We start from the raw sequence: 17,417 nt of genomic DNA, 5'->3' as shown, positions 1-17,417 counted from the left end.
TATGAGACGCGCAAAAATCGTTGCCACCCTCGGGCCGGCAGCGTCCAGCTACGAGCAGATCAGGGCGCTCATTGACGCGGGCGTTGACGTCTGTCGCATGAACCTGAGCCACGGCAACTATCAGGTACACGAAAGCGTGTACGCCAACGTGCGCAAGGCCGCGAACGATTCTGGCCGCGCCGTCGCCGTCATGGTCGACCTGCAGGGTCCGAAGATTCGTCTCGGCAAGTTCGAGGGCGGCCCGTACGACCTCGCCGTCGGCGATATCTTCAAGATCACCACCGAAGATGTGCTCGGTACCAAGGAACTGTCCGGCACGACCTTCAAGGGTCTGCCGCACGATGTGCACCCGGGCGACTTTTTGCTCATCGACGACGGCAAGGTCAAGGTGCAGGTCGTTGAAACGGATGGCGTCGTCGTCACCACCAAGGTCATCGTCGCCGGTCCCGTCTCCAACAACAAGGGCATCAACCTGCCCGGCGTGGCCGTCAACGTGCCCGCCCTGTCAGAGAAGGACGAAGCGGACCTGCGCTGGGGCCTCCGCCTCGGCACCGACCTCATCGCGCTCTCCTTCGTGCGCAGCGCCGAGGACATAACCCGGGTGCACGAGATCATGGCCGAAGAAGGTCGTCGCGTTCCGGTGATCGCCAAGATCGAAAAGCCGCAGGCCGTCGACAACCTCGAAGAGATCGTCGACGCCTTCGACGCCATCATGGTCGCCCGTGGCGACCTCGGAGTGGAGCTCCCGCTCGAAGCCGTGCCGATCGTGCAGAAGCAGGCTGTTGAGATCGCCCGCCGCATGGCCAAGCCGGTCATCGTCGCCACGCAGATGCTCGAATCAATGATTCTGAGCCCCGTGCCCACCCGCGCCGAAACCAGCGACGTCGCCAACGCCGTCCTCGACGGTGCGGATGCCGTCATGCTCAGCGGTGAGACCAGCGTCGGAGAGTACCCCGTCGTCACGGTGCAGACCATGGCTCGCATTGTGGAATCCACCGAAATTCACGGCCTGGAGCGCATCGGCAAGCTCACCAATCGTCCGCGCACCCAGGGTGGCGCCATCACGCTGGCCGCCATCGAGGTCGCCGAATTCGTTGAAGCCAAATTCCTGTGCATTTTCACCGAGTCCGGAGACTCAGCGCGACGTATGTCGCGTCTGCGGTCCAAGATTCCGATGCTGGCGTTCACGCCGGAGCCGGGCATCCGTCGTCGTCTGGCCCTCACCTGGGGCATCCAGACTTACCTCGTGGAGCCGGTGACCCACACCGACGCCATGTTCGGTCAGGTCGATGACATTCTCATCGGTCAGGGCCTCGCTGAAATCGGTGACAAGGTCGTCGTCATCTCCGGTTCCCCTCCCGGAATTGTCGGCTCGACGAACGACATTCGCGTGCACCGCGTGGGCGACGCCCACAACGAGGTCGCACCGGCGTACGTCAAGAAGTAAGCCTTCAAGCGAAAAGCCCCGCCCGATCATCTCGGCGGGGCTTTTTTGCGTGTGGTTGCGTGTGGTTTAGAGAACGGGCGGCTTCTGCGCCCGCGCGTCGAGCCATTCCTGGTGCTGCCGCAGCCCCGAGCGGATGGCGTTTCGAATCACGAAATAGGCCGCCCAAAACCCCAGTGCGATCAGCGCCGGATAGATCAGTAAAGACAGGTAGCCCCAATACGCCATGTTATTCATCATCGGTCCAGCCTGACAGGTGCGGGCGTGTCAACACAAACTTGCCGTGATTTCTGGTACCGGTGGTGGGACTCGAACCCACACGTCCTTGCGAACAAAGCATTTTGAGTGCTCCGCGTCTGCCATTCCGCCACACCGGCTTACAACTACTCGTTCAGAATACCGTAGGCTTTCCTCGTGACCGACCAAGACAGCACCCCCACCCCTCCGCGCCGCGTTGTCGTCGCTGAGGATGAATCCCTCATTCGCCTCGACATCGTCGAGATTCTGCGCGACAACGGCTTTGAAGTCGTCGGCGAAGCCGGTGACGGAGAAACTGCGGTCGCCTTGGCGCGGGAGCTCCGCCCCGACCTGGTCATCATGGACGTCAAGATGCCCCAGCTCGACGGCATCAGCGCGGCTGAACGCCTCTCCAAGGAGCACATCGCTCCGGTGGTTCTGCTGACCGCATTCAGCCAGAAGGAACTGGTGGAGCGCGCCACGGAAGCCGGCGCCCTCGCTTACGTCGTCAAGCCGTTCACCCCCAACGACCTGCTGCCGGCCATCGAGATCGCCCTCTCGCGCTACAGCCAGATCATCACCCTTGAGGCCGAGGTCGCCGACCTGGTCGAACGGTTCGAGACCCGTAAGCTCGTCGACCGGGCCAAGGGCCTGCTGAACGAGAAGATGGGCTTGACCGAGCCGGAGGCCTTCCGCTGGATTCAGAAAGCCTCGATGGACCGTCGTCTCACCATGCACGACGTGTCGCAGGCGATCATCGAGCAGCTCAGCGCCAAGAAGTAGCGGCACTCATCAGATAGAACGGCCCGGCAGATTCTGCCGGGCCGTTGTGCGTTGTGGCCGGGGCGGGTGGCCGGCTGGCGGTTCGGACTGTATGTCGGTGGTGTCCGATACGCTCGAAAAAAGCAAGGGTGGGCGCATGTTTTTACTGGACGGCAGCGTGGTGACGAGTGCAAGTGACCTGAGTGCTGCATCCGTTTGCGAATTTGCCTTCCTGCGCCGCATCGACGCGCGGCTCGGCCGCATCGACGTCGTGCCCGACCCGGTCGACGCCATGCTCGAACGCACGTCCCGGCTCGGTGACGAGCACGAACAACGGGTACTTGAGCGGTACCGGCTCGGCCAATCTGTGGTCGAAATTGCCCGTCCAGAGCGGATGGACCGCCGCGCCCTCGGGACAGCCGCCGACGACACGCGGCTCGCTTTCAGCACTGGCGCTGAAGTCGTCTTTCAGGCCACGTTCTTTGACCCCGACTTCGGCTCGCCCACCGCAGATATCGCCTTCCTCGGGTTCGCCGACTTCATCGTGCGCCAGAGCGACGGTTGCTGGCTGCTGCAGGACACCAAACTCGCCCGGCATGCCCGGGTTACAGCGCTGCTGCAGCTCGCCGCCTACGCCGAGCAACTGGAGCGCTTCGGAGTTGCCACGGCTCGTCGGGTCGAACTGCTGCTCGGCGACGGTTCCGTGAGCGTGCACCGGCTCGCCGACATTCGGCCGGTCTATCGCAAACGCCGGCAGCGCCTGGTGCAGATCATTGCCGAGCGTCTCGCCGACACCGTCGCCGTCGCCTGGGGAGACCCGCGGTACACCGTCTGCGGGCGTTGTGCCAGCTGTGAGACCGAGGTGCAGGAGCAGCGCGATCCGCTGCTGGTTGCCGGGCTGCGGCTTTCGCAGCGTGCCCGGCTGGCGGCCGGCGGCATCCGCACCATTGACGACCTCGCGGCATCGACCGGCAGTACCGACGGAATGGCCGAGTCGACGCTCACCGCCCTGCGCACGCAGGCGCGGCTGCAGCTGCAGGCGGTGGCGGGCACTGCCCCGCCGGTTGACCTGTACAACGCGGGTGCACTGATGGTGCTGCCCGAACCGAACCCCGGCGACATCTTCTTCGACTTCGAGGGTGACCCGCTCTACTCTGAGGGAGACGCGTCTGAGGGAGACGCGTCGGAGGGAGCCGCGTCGGAGGGAGCCGCGTCGGAGGGAGCCGTGACGGAGGGAGCCGTGACGGAGGGAGCCGTGACGGAAGGCAGCGCGACCGCGGGCACCAGCACGCAGTGGGGCCTCGACTACCTGTTCGGACTGGTCGACACCGATGAAACCTTTCATGCCTTCTGGGCACACAGCTGGGCCGAGGAGCGCGTGGCGCTCACCGACTTTCTGGCTTACCTCGCCGATCGCCGAGCGCGGTTTCCGGGCATGCACGTCTACCACTACGCCGCGTACGAGCGCACTCACCTACTCAGCCTGGCCGCTCGGCACGGCGTCGGCGAAGACCAGATCGACCAGCTGTTGCGTGAGAACGTGCTGGTCGACCTGTACCCGCTGGTTCGCAAGACGATGCGCGTGGGGTCGCGTTCCTACTCGATCAAGAAGCTCGAACCCCTCTACATGGGGGCCGAGTTGCGCGGTGGCGAGGTCACCAATGCGTCCGATTCCATAACCGAATACGCCGCAGCCCGCGACCTGCACGAGCACGGAGATCGGGCCGAAGCGCAGCGCATGCTCGACTCCATCGCCGACTACAACCGCTACGACTGCGTGTCAACGCTGCGCCTGCGCGACTGGCTGCGCGCGCTGGCACGCGGGGCCGGCATCCGCACTGCTGGCACGCCACTCGAAGCGGATGCCGACACGGTAGAGCCGTCGCCGGTGCGGGACGCCCTGCTCGCCCTCGCGGCCCCGATCAGCCACACCCCGCGCAGCGTAGACCAGACCGCGGCCGCCTTTGCCGCCGCAGCGATCGACTACCACCGGCGCGAGCAGAAGAGTTTCTGGTGGGGGCACTATTTTCGGCTCGAGTACCCGATCGACGAATGGCAGGACACCCGCGATGTGCTCGTCGTCGAACACGTTGCCGTGGAACGCGACTGGTTTCGTGAGGGCCAGCAGCGCGTCGACCGCCGCCACCTCTGGCTGCGTGGGCGGCTCGCTCCGGGCAGCAGCATCAAGCCCGGCGACCAGGCCGGGCCCTATGTGCTCTACGACTACCCGGGGCCGTTCCCCAACCCGGATACCTCCGACGGCGCGCGCACCCACCGCGTTGTGAAAGTGCTCGAAGTCAGCGACGACGGTGGCATCCTGGTCGAAGAGACGCTCCTCAAAGACGTTGCTCGATACGATCACCGGCCGAGCGCCCTCGCTCCGGCTGCCCCGCCGCGGCCGATGCAGCAGAAGCCCGCCATCGATGAATGGGCCGCTGCCATCGTCGACGCCCAGCCGCGCTGGCCGAGCGACCCGATGGTCGACATTCTGCGCCGCACTCCGCCGCGTACCCGCACGGGGCAGCTGACGGCCGTCGCGGCCGCTGGCACCACGATCGACGCCGTCATTGCGACGCTGCTCGACCTCGACCACTCCTACCTCGCGATCCAAGGGCCGCCCGGGACCGGCAAAACCTATCTCGGTGCCCACGTCATGACCGCGCTCGTGCAGCAGCACGGTTGGAAGATCGGTGTCGTCGCGCAATCCCATGCGGTCGTCGAGAATCTTCTTTGCGCTGTCGTTTCGGCGGAGCTCGATCCGGACCTCGTTGGCAAGGTGGCGAAGACCGGGGCCGACCCGGCCGATGCCGCCTTCACTGTACTGCCGAAGGATGGCCAGCTGCTCTTCGCGCTCGACCATGCCGCGACCGGATTCGTGATCGGCGGCACCGCCTGGGACTTCAGCAATCCCGCGCGCGTTCCGCGCCATAGTCTGGACCTGCTCGTCGTCGACGAAGCCGGGCAGTTCTCACTCGCTCCGACGATCGCGTCGAGCGTGGGCGCCCAGAATCTGCTGCTGCTGGGCGACCCGCAGCAACTACCGCAGGTCAGTCAGGGCACCCATCCCGAGCCAATCGACCAGTCCGCGCTCGGCTGGGTCGCCACCGGCCACGACGTGCTGCCCGCCGACCGGGGCTATTTTCTCGCCGAAAGTCGCCGCATGCATCCGGCGGTGACCGCTCCCGTTTCCCGGCTGTCCTATGGCGGCCTGTTGCGCGCCAACCCGGTCACCTCGACCCGGTCGCTCGCCGGCATTGCGCCCGGTGTGCACGCGGTGCCCGTCGTGCACACCGGCAACGCCATCTGCTCACCCGAAGAAGCTCATGTCGTGGTAGACCTCGTGCAGACCACGCTCGGCCGGCTGTGGACCGACCCGAGTGCCGACCGGCGGAATGACTCGCTGACCGAAGCCGACGTGATCGTCGTCACGCCGTACAACGCCCAGCTCACCCTGGTGCGGCAGTCCCTCGACGCTGCAGGTTACCCGGGCGTGCGGGTTGGCACCGTCGACAAATTCCAGGGCCAGGAGGCCGCCGTCGCGATCGTTACGCTTGCGGCCAGTTCGGCCGAGGATGTGCCGCGCGGCCTGTCGTTCCTGATCATGAAGAACCGACTGAACGTCGCCATCTCACGCGCGAAATGGGCCGCGTACCTGGTCTATTCGCCGGCGTTGACCGAGTATCTGCCGGTGACACCGGCCGGTGTCACCGAACTCAGCGCGTTCATCAGCCTGGTGGAGCCTGACCCTGCAGAGAAGTCAGACCCTGCAGAGAAGTCAGACCGCGCAGAGAAGTCAGACCGCGCAGAGAAGTCAGACCCCGCAGAGAAGCCCGGCTACGCAGCCAACTAGGCGTGCGGCGGCAGGTCCTTGATGATATTAGTGATGCGAATCGTCGAGCAGCGTCGACCGGCGTCATCGGTGACCACGATCTCGTGCGTGGTGAGCGTACGGCCGAGGTGAATCGGCGTGCAGACCCCGGTCACGTAGCCCGACGTCGCCGAACGGTTGTGCGAGGCGTTGATCTCAATGCCTACGGCGAGCTTGCCCGGTCCGGCGTGCAGATTTGCGGCCATTGAGCCGAGGGACTCGCCGAGCACGACGTAGGCGCCGCCGTGCATGAGCATGGCCGGTTGCGTGTTGCCAGCCACGGGCATCCGTGCCACTGCCCGGTCAATCGTGAACTCGGTGAACTCCAGCCCCATCTTGTCGGCGAGGTCTCCGCCACCGCGCTGCTGAACCCAGGCGAGTGCATCGTCAGTCGTATTGAACATGATCACCTTTGGTCGGGGGAACCCACGCGGGAAGACACTTGTAGGCTGGGGGAGTGTTGGACTCCGAAAAGCCTACCCTGATGATCATCGATGGCCATTCCCTGGCATTCCGGGCGTTCTTCGCCCTGCCAGTGGACAGCTTCCAGACCCACGCCGGGCAGCATACGAACGCCATCCACGGCTTTCTGTCGATGCTGCTCAGCCTGCTGCGCAATGAGAAGCCGACCCACCTCGCGGTCGCCTTCGATATCTCCCGTGCTTCCTTTCGCACCCGGGAATACCCCGAATACAAGGGCACCCGCAATGCGACGCCGCCGGAATTCCTCGGCCAGATTCCGTTGCTGCAGGAAGCCCTCGCCGCGATGAACATCACCACCATCACCAAGGAAGACTTCGAGGCCGACGATATCCTCGCGACCCTTTCGGTCGAAGGCAGCGCAGCCGGCTACAACGTGCTCGTCGTTTCCGGCGACCGCGATGCCATCCAGCTGGTCAACGAGACCGTCACCCTGCTCTACCCGGCCAGCCAGGGCGTGTCGGCCCTCACCCGCTACGACCCGGCTCGGGTGCGCGAACGCTACGGCATCGAACCGGAGCAGTACCCCGACGTGGCCGCGCTCGTCGGCGAAACCAGCGACAACCTGATCGGCATCAGCAAGGTCGGCGAAAAGACCGCCGTGAAGTGGCTCGGTCTGTACGGCAGCCTCGATGGCATCCTGGAACACGCCGACGAGATCAAGGGGGTCGTTGGCAACAACCTGCGCGAGCAGAAGGAGAACGCGATTCGCAACCGCCGACTCAACCGCCTGGTCACCGACCTGGAGCTGCCGATGGCCGTCGCCGCGCTCGAACGCGGCGCCATGGACACCGACGCGGTGCGGGACATCTTTACCCGCCTCGAATTCAAAACCCTGCTCGACCGGGTGCTCAAGCTGGCCGGCGAGGACCCGGCGGTTGAAGCATCCGTTACCGTCATTGTGGAGGTCCCCGCCGTGCAGGCGCCCGTCGCGCAGGATCTGCTCGACGAAGAGCTGCAATCCTGGCTTGACCGGGCCACCGTGACTCACCCGGCGGGCCTTGGCCTCACGGTGGAGGTGCAAAACGGCAAGGCAATCGGTTTCGGGCTGGCCAGCCCGACCGAAACCATCAACCTGCCCTGGCAGCCCGGCCGTAAGGACTACGCCCCGCTCGAAGCGTGGCTCGCGAGCGCAGCTCCGAAGATCATGAACGACGCCAAACATCAAGTGAAAGCGCTGCGTCGCAGCGGGCTGCCCTTCGCCGGCCTCGCCTTCGACACCCTGGTCGGCGCCTGGCTCTTCCGCCCCGGCGGCCCCGACAAAACCCTGGCAGACCTCGTGTCGCGCTACCTCGACGAGACCATGCCCATCGCCGACCCCAACCAGCTCGTTCCCGACGAGACCCAGCAGGTCGGCGCTCCCGCCCAGGCCTGGTACACCCTGCGCCTGTTTGCCGCCGTGGAGAAAGTCCTCGACCCCGGCTCGCTCAAATTGCTGCTCGAGATCGAACTGCCGACCCTGCTGGCCCTGGCCGACATGGAACTGGCCGGCGTCAGCGTCTCGCACGAGCAGCTCGCCGAACTGTCCGCCGAGCTCGGTGCGAGTACGGCCAGCCTCGCCGCCGCCGCCTACGCGGAGATCGGCCGTGAGGTGAACCTCGGTTCACCCAAGCAACTGCAGGACGTGCTGTTCACCCAGCTCGAGATGCCCAAGACCCGCGCCAACAAGACCGGTTTTTCAACGGATGCCGGCGCTCTCGCTGACCTGCAGGCCAGCAACCCGCATCCGTTCCTCGACCTGCTGCTCAAACACCGCGACGCCACCAAGCTGCGCCAGATCGTGGAAACCCTCGACAAGGCCATCGACACGACCGGCCGCATCCACACCACCTACGTGCAGATCGGCACCACCACCGGCCGCATCTCCTCGAACGACCCGAACCTGCAGAACATCCCGGTGCGCACCGAGGAAGGCCGGCGCATTCGCGTGGCCTTCCAGGCCGGCGCCGACAGCGAGAGCCTGCTCACCGCCGACTACTCCCAGATCGAAATGCGCATCATGGCGCACCTTTCCGAAGACGCCGGCCTGATCGAAGCGTTCAACGCCGGCGAAGACCTGCACCGGTTCGTCGGTTCCCGCATTTTCGGTGTCGATCCCGCCGACGTCTCCGGCGAAATGCGCAGCAAAGTCAAGGCCATGAGCTACGGGCTCGCCTACGGCCTCAGCGCGTTCGGACTGTCCAAGCAGCTTCGCATCGACACCAAAGAGGCCAAGCAGCTCATGACCGACTATTTCGAGCGGTTCGGTTCGGTGCGCGACTACCTGCGCAACGTCGTCGAGCAGGCCAAGGTCGACGGTTACACCGAGACCATCTTCGGGCGGCGGCGGCCGTTCCCCGACCTGGCCAGCCCGAAACGGGTACTGCGCGACAACGCCGAACGAGCGGCACTGAACGCACCGATCCAGGGCTCGGCGGCCGACATTATGAAGATCGCCATGAATGGTATCGCCGCCGATCTGATGGATGCCTCGATGGAGTCCCGCATGTTGCTGCAGGTGCACGACGAATTGATTTTCGATGTTGCCCCGGGGGAGTGGGACGCCCTTCGCCAGGTCGTCACCCACAACATGGAGTCCGCTGCCGACCTGCTCGTTCCGCTGACCGTGCAGGTCGGTCGCGGCGCCAACTGGGACGCCGCCGCTCACTAGTCCAACTGAGCGCGGTTGAAGGGCTGAGGGGGCCCACGGCGTCCTTCCCCGCCCGGTTTCCGAGCGACTCACTCTGTCGCGTTGACCGGCCAATTTCCCCAATTGGGGGGTTCGCAACGAACCGCCGTGTTCTAGGCTCAATGCATGACAAACGACATCCAGCGCACTCCCACGGCCATCGACCAGATCGCCGAAGAGTGGGTGGACACCCTCGTCGACCTCGACCCCACCGTGGGTACCTACATCGGCCGTACAGAGGGAGACGGTCGCTACGGCGACTACTCCCCGGTCGGTCATGAACGGTTCCTCGACGCGGCGAAGACGACGATCGCGCAGTTGGATGCCGCCCGACCGGTGGACAGCGTCGACGAAGTCACGCAGACCGACCTGCGCAGCGAACTGTCGCTCACCGTTGAAAGCTCCGACGCGCAGCTGCAGCTCCGCGACCTCAACGTCATCGCCTCGCCCGCGCAGGAGATCCGCGAAATCTTCGACCTCATGCCCACGAAAACCGTCGAGGACTGGGCCAACATCTCCAGCCGTCTCGGCAACCTGCCGGCAGCCATCGACGGCTACATCGAGACCCTGCGCCGCGGCATCGAACGCGGTGTGACACCGGCGCGCCGCCAGGTGCGGGAGGTATTCGCCCAGGCCCAGCGCCACGCTTCCAACGACGGGTTCTTCGCCGAATTCACCGCGAATGGCTCGCTCGACACCGGAACCCTACCCGCCTCCCTGGCCAAGGATCTCGGCCTCGGTGCCCGCCAATCGGCGACCGCGTACGACAAGCTCGCCACCTTCTTCCGCGACGAGCTCGAGGGTAAGGCCACCGAAAACGACGCGATCGGCCGTGACCTGTACGCCCTCGCCTCCCGCCGCTTTCTCGGCGCCACCATCGATCTGGATGAGACCTACGAGTGGGGCATCGAAGAACTCGCCCGCATGGTTGAAGAGCAAGAGAAGGTCGCCGACCAGATCAAGCCCGGTGCCAGCGTGCTCGAAGCCATCGCCTACCTCGACACCGACCCGAGCCGCAAACTGCACGGCACCCATGCGCTGCAGGAGTGGATGCAGAAAACCAGTGACAAAGCCGTCGCCGACCTGGCTGAGACCCAGTTCGACATTCCCGACGAGATCAAAACCATCGAGTGCATGATCGCCCCCACCCAGGAGGGCGGCATTTACTACACCGGCCCGACCGACGACTTCTCCCGGCCCGGCCGCATGTGGTGGTCCGTTCCGGTCGGCGTCACCGAATTCGACACCTGGCGTGAACTGACGACCGTGTACCACGAGGGCGTGCCCGGCCATCACCTGCAGATCGGGCAGGCCGTTTATAACCGAGCCAAGCTCAACACCTGGCGCCGCCAGCTGGCCGGCACCTCGGGCCACGCCGAGGGCTGGGCCCTCTACGCCGAACGCCTGATGGAACAACTCGGCTACCTCGACGACCCGGCCGACCGTCTCGGCATGCTCGACGGGCAGCGGATGCGCGCAGCTCGCGTGGTGCTCGATATCGGGGTGCACCTGGGCAAACAACTGCCCGACGGCTCCGGCCCCTGGACCGCTGACTACGCCTTCGAATTTCTCGGCCAGAACGTCAACATGAACGAGAGCTTCGTCAAATTCGAGGTCAACCGCTACTTGGGCTGGCCGGGCCAGGCCCCCTCCTACAAGGTCGGCCAGCGCATCTGGGAGCAGCTGCGCGACGCTGCACAGCAGCGCCAGGGCGCCGCCTTCTCGATCAAGGAGTTTCACCGCGCCGCCCTCGACCTCGGCGGCGTCGGGCTGGACACGCTGCGTTCTACGCTGCTGAAGTAGGGCATCCGCTTGTGTCGGCGACCGGCGGGCTGGTCGAGTTGCCCGCGGGGGAGTCGGGTAGCTAGTATGGAGTGTCACATTTGTGACGCCTATCCGCTGCCATGCGCGGAGCGTTCCACGGTCTTTCTGTACCGCGGAGCATCCAAAAACACCTGAATTATTTTTCGCGTCTGGCCCGACTATGTCCATCCTGGAGCAACTACTACATGACAATCGCAACGACCGAACGGGCACCCAAGCAGGTCGCCATCAACGACATTGGATCTGCTGAAGACTTTCTTGCCGCGGTCGAAAAGACTCTGAAATTCTTCAACGACGGAGACCTCATCGAGGGCACCGTAGTGAAGATCGACCGCGACGAGGTTCTCCTCGACGTTGGGTACAAGACTGAGGGTGTCATCCCCTCTCGCGAACTTTCCATCAAGCACGACGTTGACCCCTCTGAGGTTGTCAAGGTCGGCGACCTGGTCGAGGCCCTCGTTCTTCAGAAAGAAGACAAAGAAGGCCGCCTCATCCTCTCCAAGAAGCGCGCTCAGTACGAGCGTGCATGGGGCGACGTTGAGAAGATCAAGGAGTCCGACGGTGTTGTCACCGGTTCGGTCATCGAGGTAGTCAAGGGTGGACTCATCGTCGACATCGGCCTGCGCGGCTTCCTGCCGGCATCGCTCATCGAACTTCGTCGCGTTCGCGACCTGACCCCGTACCTGGGCCAGGAAATCGAAGCGAAGATCCTTGAACTCGACAAGAACCGCAACAACGTTGTGCTGTCGCGTCGCGCCCTGCTCGAGCAGACGCAGAGCGAAAGCCGCACCACGTTCCTCAACAACCTCCAGAAGGGACAGGTCCGCAAGGGCGTCGTCTCCTCGATCGTCAACTTCGGCGCGTTCGTCGACCTCGGCGGCGTCGATGGTCTGGTTCACGTTTCCGAGCTCAGCTGGAAGCACATTGAGCACGCCAGCGAGGTCGTTGAAGTTGGCCAGGAAGTCACCGTCGAGATCCTCGAAGTTGACCTCGAGCGCGAGCGCGTCTCGCTGTCGCTCAAGGCTACGCAGGAAGACCCGTGGCAGGTCTTCGCCCGCACCCACGCCATCGGCCAGGTTGCACCGGGTAAGGTCACCAAGCTTGTTCCGTTCGGCGCGTTCGTTCGCGTCGCAGAAGGCATCGAGGGCCTCGTGCACATCAGCGAGCTCTCCGGCAAGCACGTCGAGCTCGCCGAGCAGGTTGTCTCGGTCGGCGACGAGGTCTTCGTCAAGGTCATCGACATTGACCTCGAGCGTCGCCGCATCTCGTTGAGCCTCAAGCAGGCCAACGATGGCGTCGACCCCGACGGCACCGAGTTCGACCCGGCGCTCTACGGAATGCTCACCGAGTACGACGACAAGGGCCAGTACAAGTACCCCGAGGGCTTCGACTCCGAGACCAACGAGTGGCGCGAAGGCTTTGACGAGCAGCGCGAAAAGTGGGAGCAGGACTACGCTGCAGCTCAGGCTCGCTGGGAAGCCCACAAGAAGCAGGTTTCGACCGCGAACGACGAGATCGCTGCCCCCAGCGACGTCGCACCGGCCGGCTCTGCCTTCTCGAGCGAGTCGGCTGGCGCCGGCACGCTCGCCGACGACGAAGCACTCGCGGCTCTCCGCGAGAAGCTCTCCGGCGGCAACTAGCACCACAGCTTAACCACAGCGCTGTTTCACAGCTACGCAGTGTGACTGCGCACGTCGGGCCGCATCTTTCGGGATGCGGCCCGACGTGTTTAACCGGGGCGACGAAAGCGGATGCCGACGGACCGCGCGCACAGAGGTATCCGCCGTCACTAAGCAGCCGTCATTAGATACGTCGTGGTTCGTGGTATACCTAGTAGTGAGGAAATTTCCTCTATTTGGTTGCGTCCCGGTATTCACAAAATTGTCGAGCGGATGCGGCTATCCCCCATGTGCAATCGGCTTCTGGGTGGAATGGCACAGTGCGCAACGGTTTCACAGCCCCATCGGAGAGTTTCATGCATAGTTTTCGTCCCGTTACTGACACCGACAACCGGGTCGAGAACAATTCTGAATGGCGGAGCTCGACTGACGACGCGGGCACACCGTTCGACGGAGCTGTGTCACCGTCAGTCAACGGCGTGCCGCGCCGTGCTGGCCGAACGACCACCGACGGCGATCCGCTTGCCGATACGGCGTTAGCGCCCAACCCCAGCGCCGTGGTCAGAGCATCTTCCGGCTCCGGACCGCAGCAATCTTTGATACCCGGGGACGAGAACGATACTGCACTCGGGGAAGGCTCCCTGCCCGAAGTGATCGCCACGGCTGACCACGACTCCATATTCTTTTTCCCGGGCCTCCGCGACGGCGTTACCGAAGTGGCTGAGTCAGGGGCAACGTCCACTGCTCTGGTGGTCGAGGACGACCACAAGTCGGCGAAGCTCGTCCGTCTTTTCCTCGAAGCCGAAGGTTTCGCGGTGGTTGTAGCATCCACCGGCGAGGAGGCGCTCGTTCTCGCCCGCAAAATTCCGCTCAGCCTCATCACCCTCGACGTGAAATTGCCGGGCATAGACGGGTGGAATTTTTTGCTGCAGCTGCATGATTCGCCAAAATTTGCATCAATTCCGGTCGTGGTCATCGCCGGCGATGCGGACATGAGTGTGGCGCTGAGTCGTGGCGCAGCGGCCGTGCTGGAAAAACCGCTCCAGCGAGCGGAACTGCAGAATTCTCTTGCCCTGCTGGGGTTGCGCCTCAATCGTTCCTATCCCCGCCGCATTCTTGTCGTTGACGAAGACCGGGAAACCATCGAGCAGGCGACTTCGGATGTGGAGGAACCCACCTACTGCGTCAAATCTGCTGAGACCGGCGATGCGGCGATCACCAACGAGGAAGAAGACACCATCGACAGCGATCCAGGACAACCCGTCGTCGCCATGAACAAACCAGACCTCAACCGTGAGGCGTTACTCGCTGAGATCAAGCGCGCCCTCGAATAAGCGGATACGGTGACGCGCATGGGGGAGGAATTAACATGCGAAGTGATTGGGGGATTCCTGGAGGCCTGCAATGACTACGACCTCGACGCCATCATGGGCTATTTCGCAAACGACTGCGTCGTCTCCATGCCGCGGGGAACTCCGCCCCGTGGCGACCAGTACGTGGGCAAGGACGAGGTTCGGGCCAGCCTGGCAAAACGATTCGAGGGAATCCCGAACGTGCACTACGGGAGCGACCAACGCTGGGTCTGCGGTGATGATTTCGGGTATCCGAGTGGACCCAGACCGAAACTTCGACGCGGGCCCCGCGAGGAGTCGGCGCATTCGCTTGGCGCTTGCGCGCGGTGCAAGCCGAGCCAGCAGATAGTCTGGCGGGATGTATGTGATTGGGCTGACCGGCGGTATCGCCTCGGGCAAGAGCACAGTGGCGAAACGGTTGGCGGAGCTCGGAGCTGTGGGCATTGACGCCGACCAGTTGGCCCGCGAGGTCGTCGCACCCGGCACTGTCGGCCTCGCCGCGATCCAAGCGGAGTTCGGCGATAGTGTGGTGCTGCCGGATGGCAGTCTCAATCGGCCGGCGCTCGGTGCCATCATCTTCGCTGATCCGGAGCGACGCGAACGATTGAATGCGATCACCCACCCGGCGGTGCGCCAGCTCACCCGCGACCGGATTGCAGCCGCGGACGCCGCCGATCCGCATGCCATCGTGGTTTATGACGTTCCGCTTTTGGCTGAGGCTGTCGCCGGCGGCCTAGTGACCTTCGATCTCGTCGTGGTCGTGCACGCCGATGCCGCAACCCGAATTCGGCGCATGATCGACCTCCGCGGGTTGACCGAGGCGGAAGCTACTCAGCGGATTGGAGCCCAGGCCACTGACGAGGAGCGCCTCGCCATCGCTGACGTTGTGATCAACAACACCGGGTCCATCGCCGCGACACTAGCGCCGGTCGACGCGCTCTGGGAGCGGGTTCTCGCGGCTGAAGCCGGCAAGATCGCTGTGACCGACGGCATCCGCTTGCCGTCTTCTGCTGCGCAAGACTGACTGTCAGACCGCCTTTGTAGAATGAAGGTATGGAACCAACGCGCTCTGTGAACCCGTTTGAAGTGGTCAGTGAGTACACGCCGAGTGGCGATCAGCCGTCCGCGATCGCCGACCTGACGGCCCGCATCAACGCTGGCGAAACAGACATCGTACTGCTCGGTGCCACGGGAACCGGCAAGTCGGCGACGACCGCCTGGCTGATCGAGCAGGTGCAACGTCCGACGCTCGTTCTGGCCCACAATAAGACGCTGGCCGCCCAGCTGGTGAACGAATTCCGCGACCTCATGCCCAACAATGCGGTCGAATACTTCGTCTCCTACTACGACTACTACCAGCCGGAAGCCTACGTACCCCAGACCGACACCTTCATCGAGAAGGACTCCTCAATCAACGAAGAGGTCGAACGGCTGCGGCACTCCACCACGAACTCGCTGCTGAGCCGCCGCGACGTCATCGTGGTGTCGACGGTGTCGTGCATCTACGGTCTGGGCACGCCGGAAGGCTACATGCAGGCCATGATCGCCCTGCAGGTGGGGCAGAAGGTCAGTCGCGACTGGTTGGTGCGCAAATTCGTCGCCATGCAGTACAAGCGCAACGATGTCGACTTCTCTCGCGGCAACTTTCGGGTTCGCGGCGACACCATCGAGATCATCCCCATGTACGAAGAGCTTGCGATTCGCATCGAGATGTTCGGCGACGAGATCGAGGCGCTGCACAGCCTGCATCCGCTCACCGGTGACATCGTCAAGACACTCGACGCGGTCTCGGTCTTTCCCGGCTCGCACTATGTCGCGAGCGACGACGTCATGCGCCGGGCGATCGGCACCATTGAAATCGAACTGGCCGACCGCCTCGAGGTGCTCGAGCGCGAGGGCAAACTGCTCGAAGCCCAGCGGCTGCGCATGCGCACGACCTTCGATCTCGAGATGATGGAGCAGATCGGCTTCTGCTCGGGTATTGAGAACTACTCCCGGCACATCGACGCCCGCGAACCGGGGGAGGCCCCGCACTGCCTGCTCGACTATTTTCCCGATGATTTTCTCATGGTCATCGACGAGTCGCACGTGACCGTGCCGCAGATCGGCGCCATGTATGAGGGCGATTCCTCGCGCAAGCGCACCCTCGTCGACCACGGCTTTCGGCTGCCGAGCGCGCTCGACAACCGACCGCTCAAGTTCAACGAGTTCAAGAACCGAGTCGGCCAGACCGTGTATCTGTCGGCCACGCCGGGTAAATACGAGATGGGCATAGCGGATGGCATCGTCGAGCAGATCATCCGCCCGACCGGTCTGATCGACCCGCAAATCATCGTCAAGCCGAGCAAGGGCCAGATCGACGACCTGCTCGAAGAGATCAAGAAGCGTTCTGAACGCAACGAACGCGTGCTGGTCACGACGCTCACCAAGAAGATGGCCGAGAACCTCACCGACTTTCTCACCGAGGCGGGGGTACGGGTGCGCTACCTGCACTCGGACGTCGACACCCTGCGCCGGGTGGAGCTGCTCACCGAACTGCGCGCCGGAATCTACGACGTACTCGTCGGCATCAACCTGCTGCGTGAGGGCCTCGACCTGCCCGAGGTATCCCTTGTCGCCATCCTCGACGCCGACAAGGAGGGCTTCCTGCGCTCGGCCACGTCGCTCATCCAGACCATCGGGCGCGCCGCCCGCAACGTGTCCGGCGAGGTACACATGTACGCCGACCGGCTCACCGCCTCGATGGAGAAAGCGATCGACGAGACCGACCGCCGCCGCGAGAAGCAGGTCGCCTACAACACGCTGCACGGCATCGATCCGACCCCGCTGCGCAAACGCATCGGCGACATCACCGAGGCCCTCGCCCGCGAAGAGGCCGACACCGCCGAACTTCTGGCCGGTCGCGATGCCCGCCGTAAGTCGTCGACGCCCAACCGCCGGGTCGGCCTGGCAGCGAACGGTGCCAACGACCTCGAGTCGATCATCGCCGACCTCAATTCGCAGATGCTCGAGGCTGCTGGCGAGCTGAAGTTCGAGCTCGCCGCCCGCCTGCGCGATGAGCTCTCCGAGCTCAAGCGCGAGTTGCGCCAGATGGAGAAGGCCGGCCACCTGCAGTAGCCGTGCCCGGGCCGTCATGGGTCCCGTTGCGGATCGCGGCACGTGT

At 64.2% G+C, this 17,417-nt stretch carries 12 protein-coding genes and 1 tRNA gene; 10 read left to right on the top strand and 3 right to left on the bottom strand.

Features of this window, described 5'->3' with window-relative positions; translation table 11 throughout:
* Nucleotide 1: 1 nt before the first annotated feature.
* Nucleotides 2-1,447, top strand: coding sequence for a pyruvate kinase (pyk, locus tag E3O11_RS14315; protein WP_092448531.1), 1,446 nt, complete (start codon nt 2-4; stop codon nt 1,445-1,447).
* A 66-nt stretch (nt 1,448-1,513) separates the two neighbouring features.
* Here the strand turns inward: pyk and E3O11_RS17715 are convergent, their stop codons facing one another.
* Nucleotides 1,514-1,684, bottom strand: a complete 171-nt coding sequence (locus E3O11_RS17715) for a hypothetical protein (RefSeq protein WP_158251657.1) — start codon at nt 1,682-1,684, stop codon at nt 1,514-1,516.
* A 51-nt stretch (nt 1,685-1,735) separates the two neighbouring features.
* Nucleotides 1,736-1,821, bottom strand: a tRNA-Leu gene (locus E3O11_RS14310).
* A gap of 37 nt (nt 1,822-1,858) precedes the next feature.
* Here E3O11_RS14310 and E3O11_RS14305 point away from each other — a divergent pair.
* Both E3O11_RS14305 and E3O11_RS14300 read left to right on the top strand, forming a co-directional pair.
* On the top strand, nt 1,859-2,464 hold the full coding sequence (locus E3O11_RS14305) for an ANTAR domain-containing response regulator (RefSeq protein ID WP_035879545.1): 606 nt from the start codon (nt 1,859-1,861) through the stop codon (nt 2,462-2,464).
* Between the two features lie 136 nt (nt 2,465-2,600).
* Nucleotides 2,601-6,293 carry an AAA domain-containing protein gene (locus E3O11_RS14300; RefSeq protein WP_092448720.1) on the top strand — a complete coding sequence of 1,231 codons (3,693 nt, stop codon included), beginning with the start codon at nt 2,601-2,603 and terminating at the stop codon, nt 6,291-6,293.
* Here the strand turns inward: E3O11_RS14300 and E3O11_RS14295 are convergent.
* Nucleotides 6,290-6,715, bottom strand: a complete 426-nt coding sequence (locus E3O11_RS14295; protein ID WP_092448532.1) for a hotdog fold thioesterase — start codon at nt 6,713-6,715, stop codon at nt 6,290-6,292. The two genes, E3O11_RS14300 and E3O11_RS14295, sit on opposite strands and share 4 nt — an antisense overlap.
* A 53-nt stretch (nt 6,716-6,768) precedes the next feature.
* Here E3O11_RS14295 and polA point away from each other — a divergent pair, with 53 nt between their 5' ends.
* The 7 genes from polA (at nt 6,769) to uvrB (ending at nt 17,371) form a co-directional block, all read left to right on the top strand.
* Nucleotides 6,769-9,441, top strand: a complete 2,673-nt coding sequence (polA, locus tag E3O11_RS14290) for a DNA polymerase I (RefSeq protein ID WP_092448533.1) — start codon at nt 6,769-6,771, stop codon at nt 9,439-9,441.
* A gap of 144 nt (nt 9,442-9,585) precedes the next feature.
* The gene (locus E3O11_RS14285) at nt 9,586-11,262 is read left to right on the top strand and encodes a DUF885 domain-containing protein (protein ID WP_092448534.1); all 1,677 of its coding nucleotides are present in this window, start codon (nt 9,586-9,588) and stop codon (nt 11,260-11,262) included.
* 206 nt (nt 11,263-11,468) lie between these two features.
* A complete protein-coding gene (gene rpsA, locus E3O11_RS14280; RefSeq protein WP_092448535.1) occupies nt 11,469-12,923 on the top strand; it encodes a 30S ribosomal protein S1 in 1,455 nt (484 codons plus the stop codon).
* Between the two features lie 299 nt (nt 12,924-13,222).
* Nucleotides 13,223-14,236 (top strand): response regulator, encoded by a 1,014-nt coding sequence (locus E3O11_RS14275; RefSeq protein WP_092448536.1) that lies wholly within the window; start codon nt 13,223-13,225, stop codon nt 14,234-14,236.
* A gap of 18 nt (nt 14,237-14,254) precedes the next feature.
* The gene (locus E3O11_RS18830) at nt 14,255-14,701 is read left to right on the top strand and encodes a nuclear transport factor 2 family protein (RefSeq protein ID WP_092448537.1); all 447 of its coding nucleotides are present in this window, start codon (nt 14,255-14,257) and stop codon (nt 14,699-14,701) included.
* The gene (gene coaE / locus E3O11_RS14265) at nt 14,613-15,278 is read left to right on the top strand and encodes a dephospho-CoA kinase (protein WP_092448538.1); all 666 of its coding nucleotides are present in this window, start codon (nt 14,613-14,615) and stop codon (nt 15,276-15,278) included. Before E3O11_RS18830 ends, coaE begins: the two co-directional genes overlap by 89 nt.
* Before the next feature lie 29 nt (nt 15,279-15,307).
* Nucleotides 15,308-17,371, top strand: coding sequence for an excinuclease ABC subunit UvrB (uvrB, locus tag E3O11_RS14260; protein ID WP_092448539.1), 2,064 nt, complete (start codon nt 15,308-15,310; stop codon nt 17,369-17,371).
* Nucleotides 17,372-17,417 lie beyond the last annotated feature (46 nt).

The sequence above is a fragment of the Cryobacterium levicorallinum genome, assembly GCF_004402405.1.
GTDB classification, from domain to species: Bacteria; Actinomycetota; Actinomycetes; order Actinomycetales; family Microbacteriaceae; genus Cryobacterium; species Cryobacterium levicorallinum.
Note: the sequence above shows the minus strand (reverse complement) of the source record. Positions and strands in the feature narration are given on the sequence as shown.

Coding starts and splice junctions, on each gene's coding strand:
- pyk (WP_092448531.1), top strand. CDS start 2: ATGAGACGCGCAAAAATCGTTGCCACCCTCGGGCCGGCAGCGTCCAGC.
- E3O11_RS17715 (WP_158251657.1), bottom strand. CDS start 1,684: ATGATGAATAACATGGCGTATTGGGGCTACCTGTCTTTACTGATCTAT.
- E3O11_RS14300 (WP_092448720.1), top strand. CDS start 2,601: ATGTTTTTACTGGACGGCAGCGTGGTGACGAGTGCAAGTGACCTGAGT.
- E3O11_RS14295 (WP_092448532.1), bottom strand. CDS start 6,715: ATGTTCAATACGACTGACGATGCACTCGCCTGGGTTCAGCAGCGCGGT.
- E3O11_RS14285 (WP_092448534.1), top strand. CDS start 9,586: ATGACAAACGACATCCAGCGCACTCCCACGGCCATCGACCAGATCGCC.
- rpsA (WP_092448535.1), top strand. CDS start 11,469: ATGACAATCGCAACGACCGAACGGGCACCCAAGCAGGTCGCCATCAAC.
- E3O11_RS18830 (WP_092448537.1), top strand. CDS start 14,255: ATGGGGGAGGAATTAACATGCGAAGTGATTGGGGGATTCCTGGAGGCC.
- coaE (WP_092448538.1), top strand. CDS start 14,613: ATGTATGTGATTGGGCTGACCGGCGGTATCGCCTCGGGCAAGAGCACA.
- uvrB (WP_092448539.1), top strand. CDS start 15,308: ATGGAACCAACGCGCTCTGTGAACCCGTTTGAAGTGGTCAGTGAGTAC.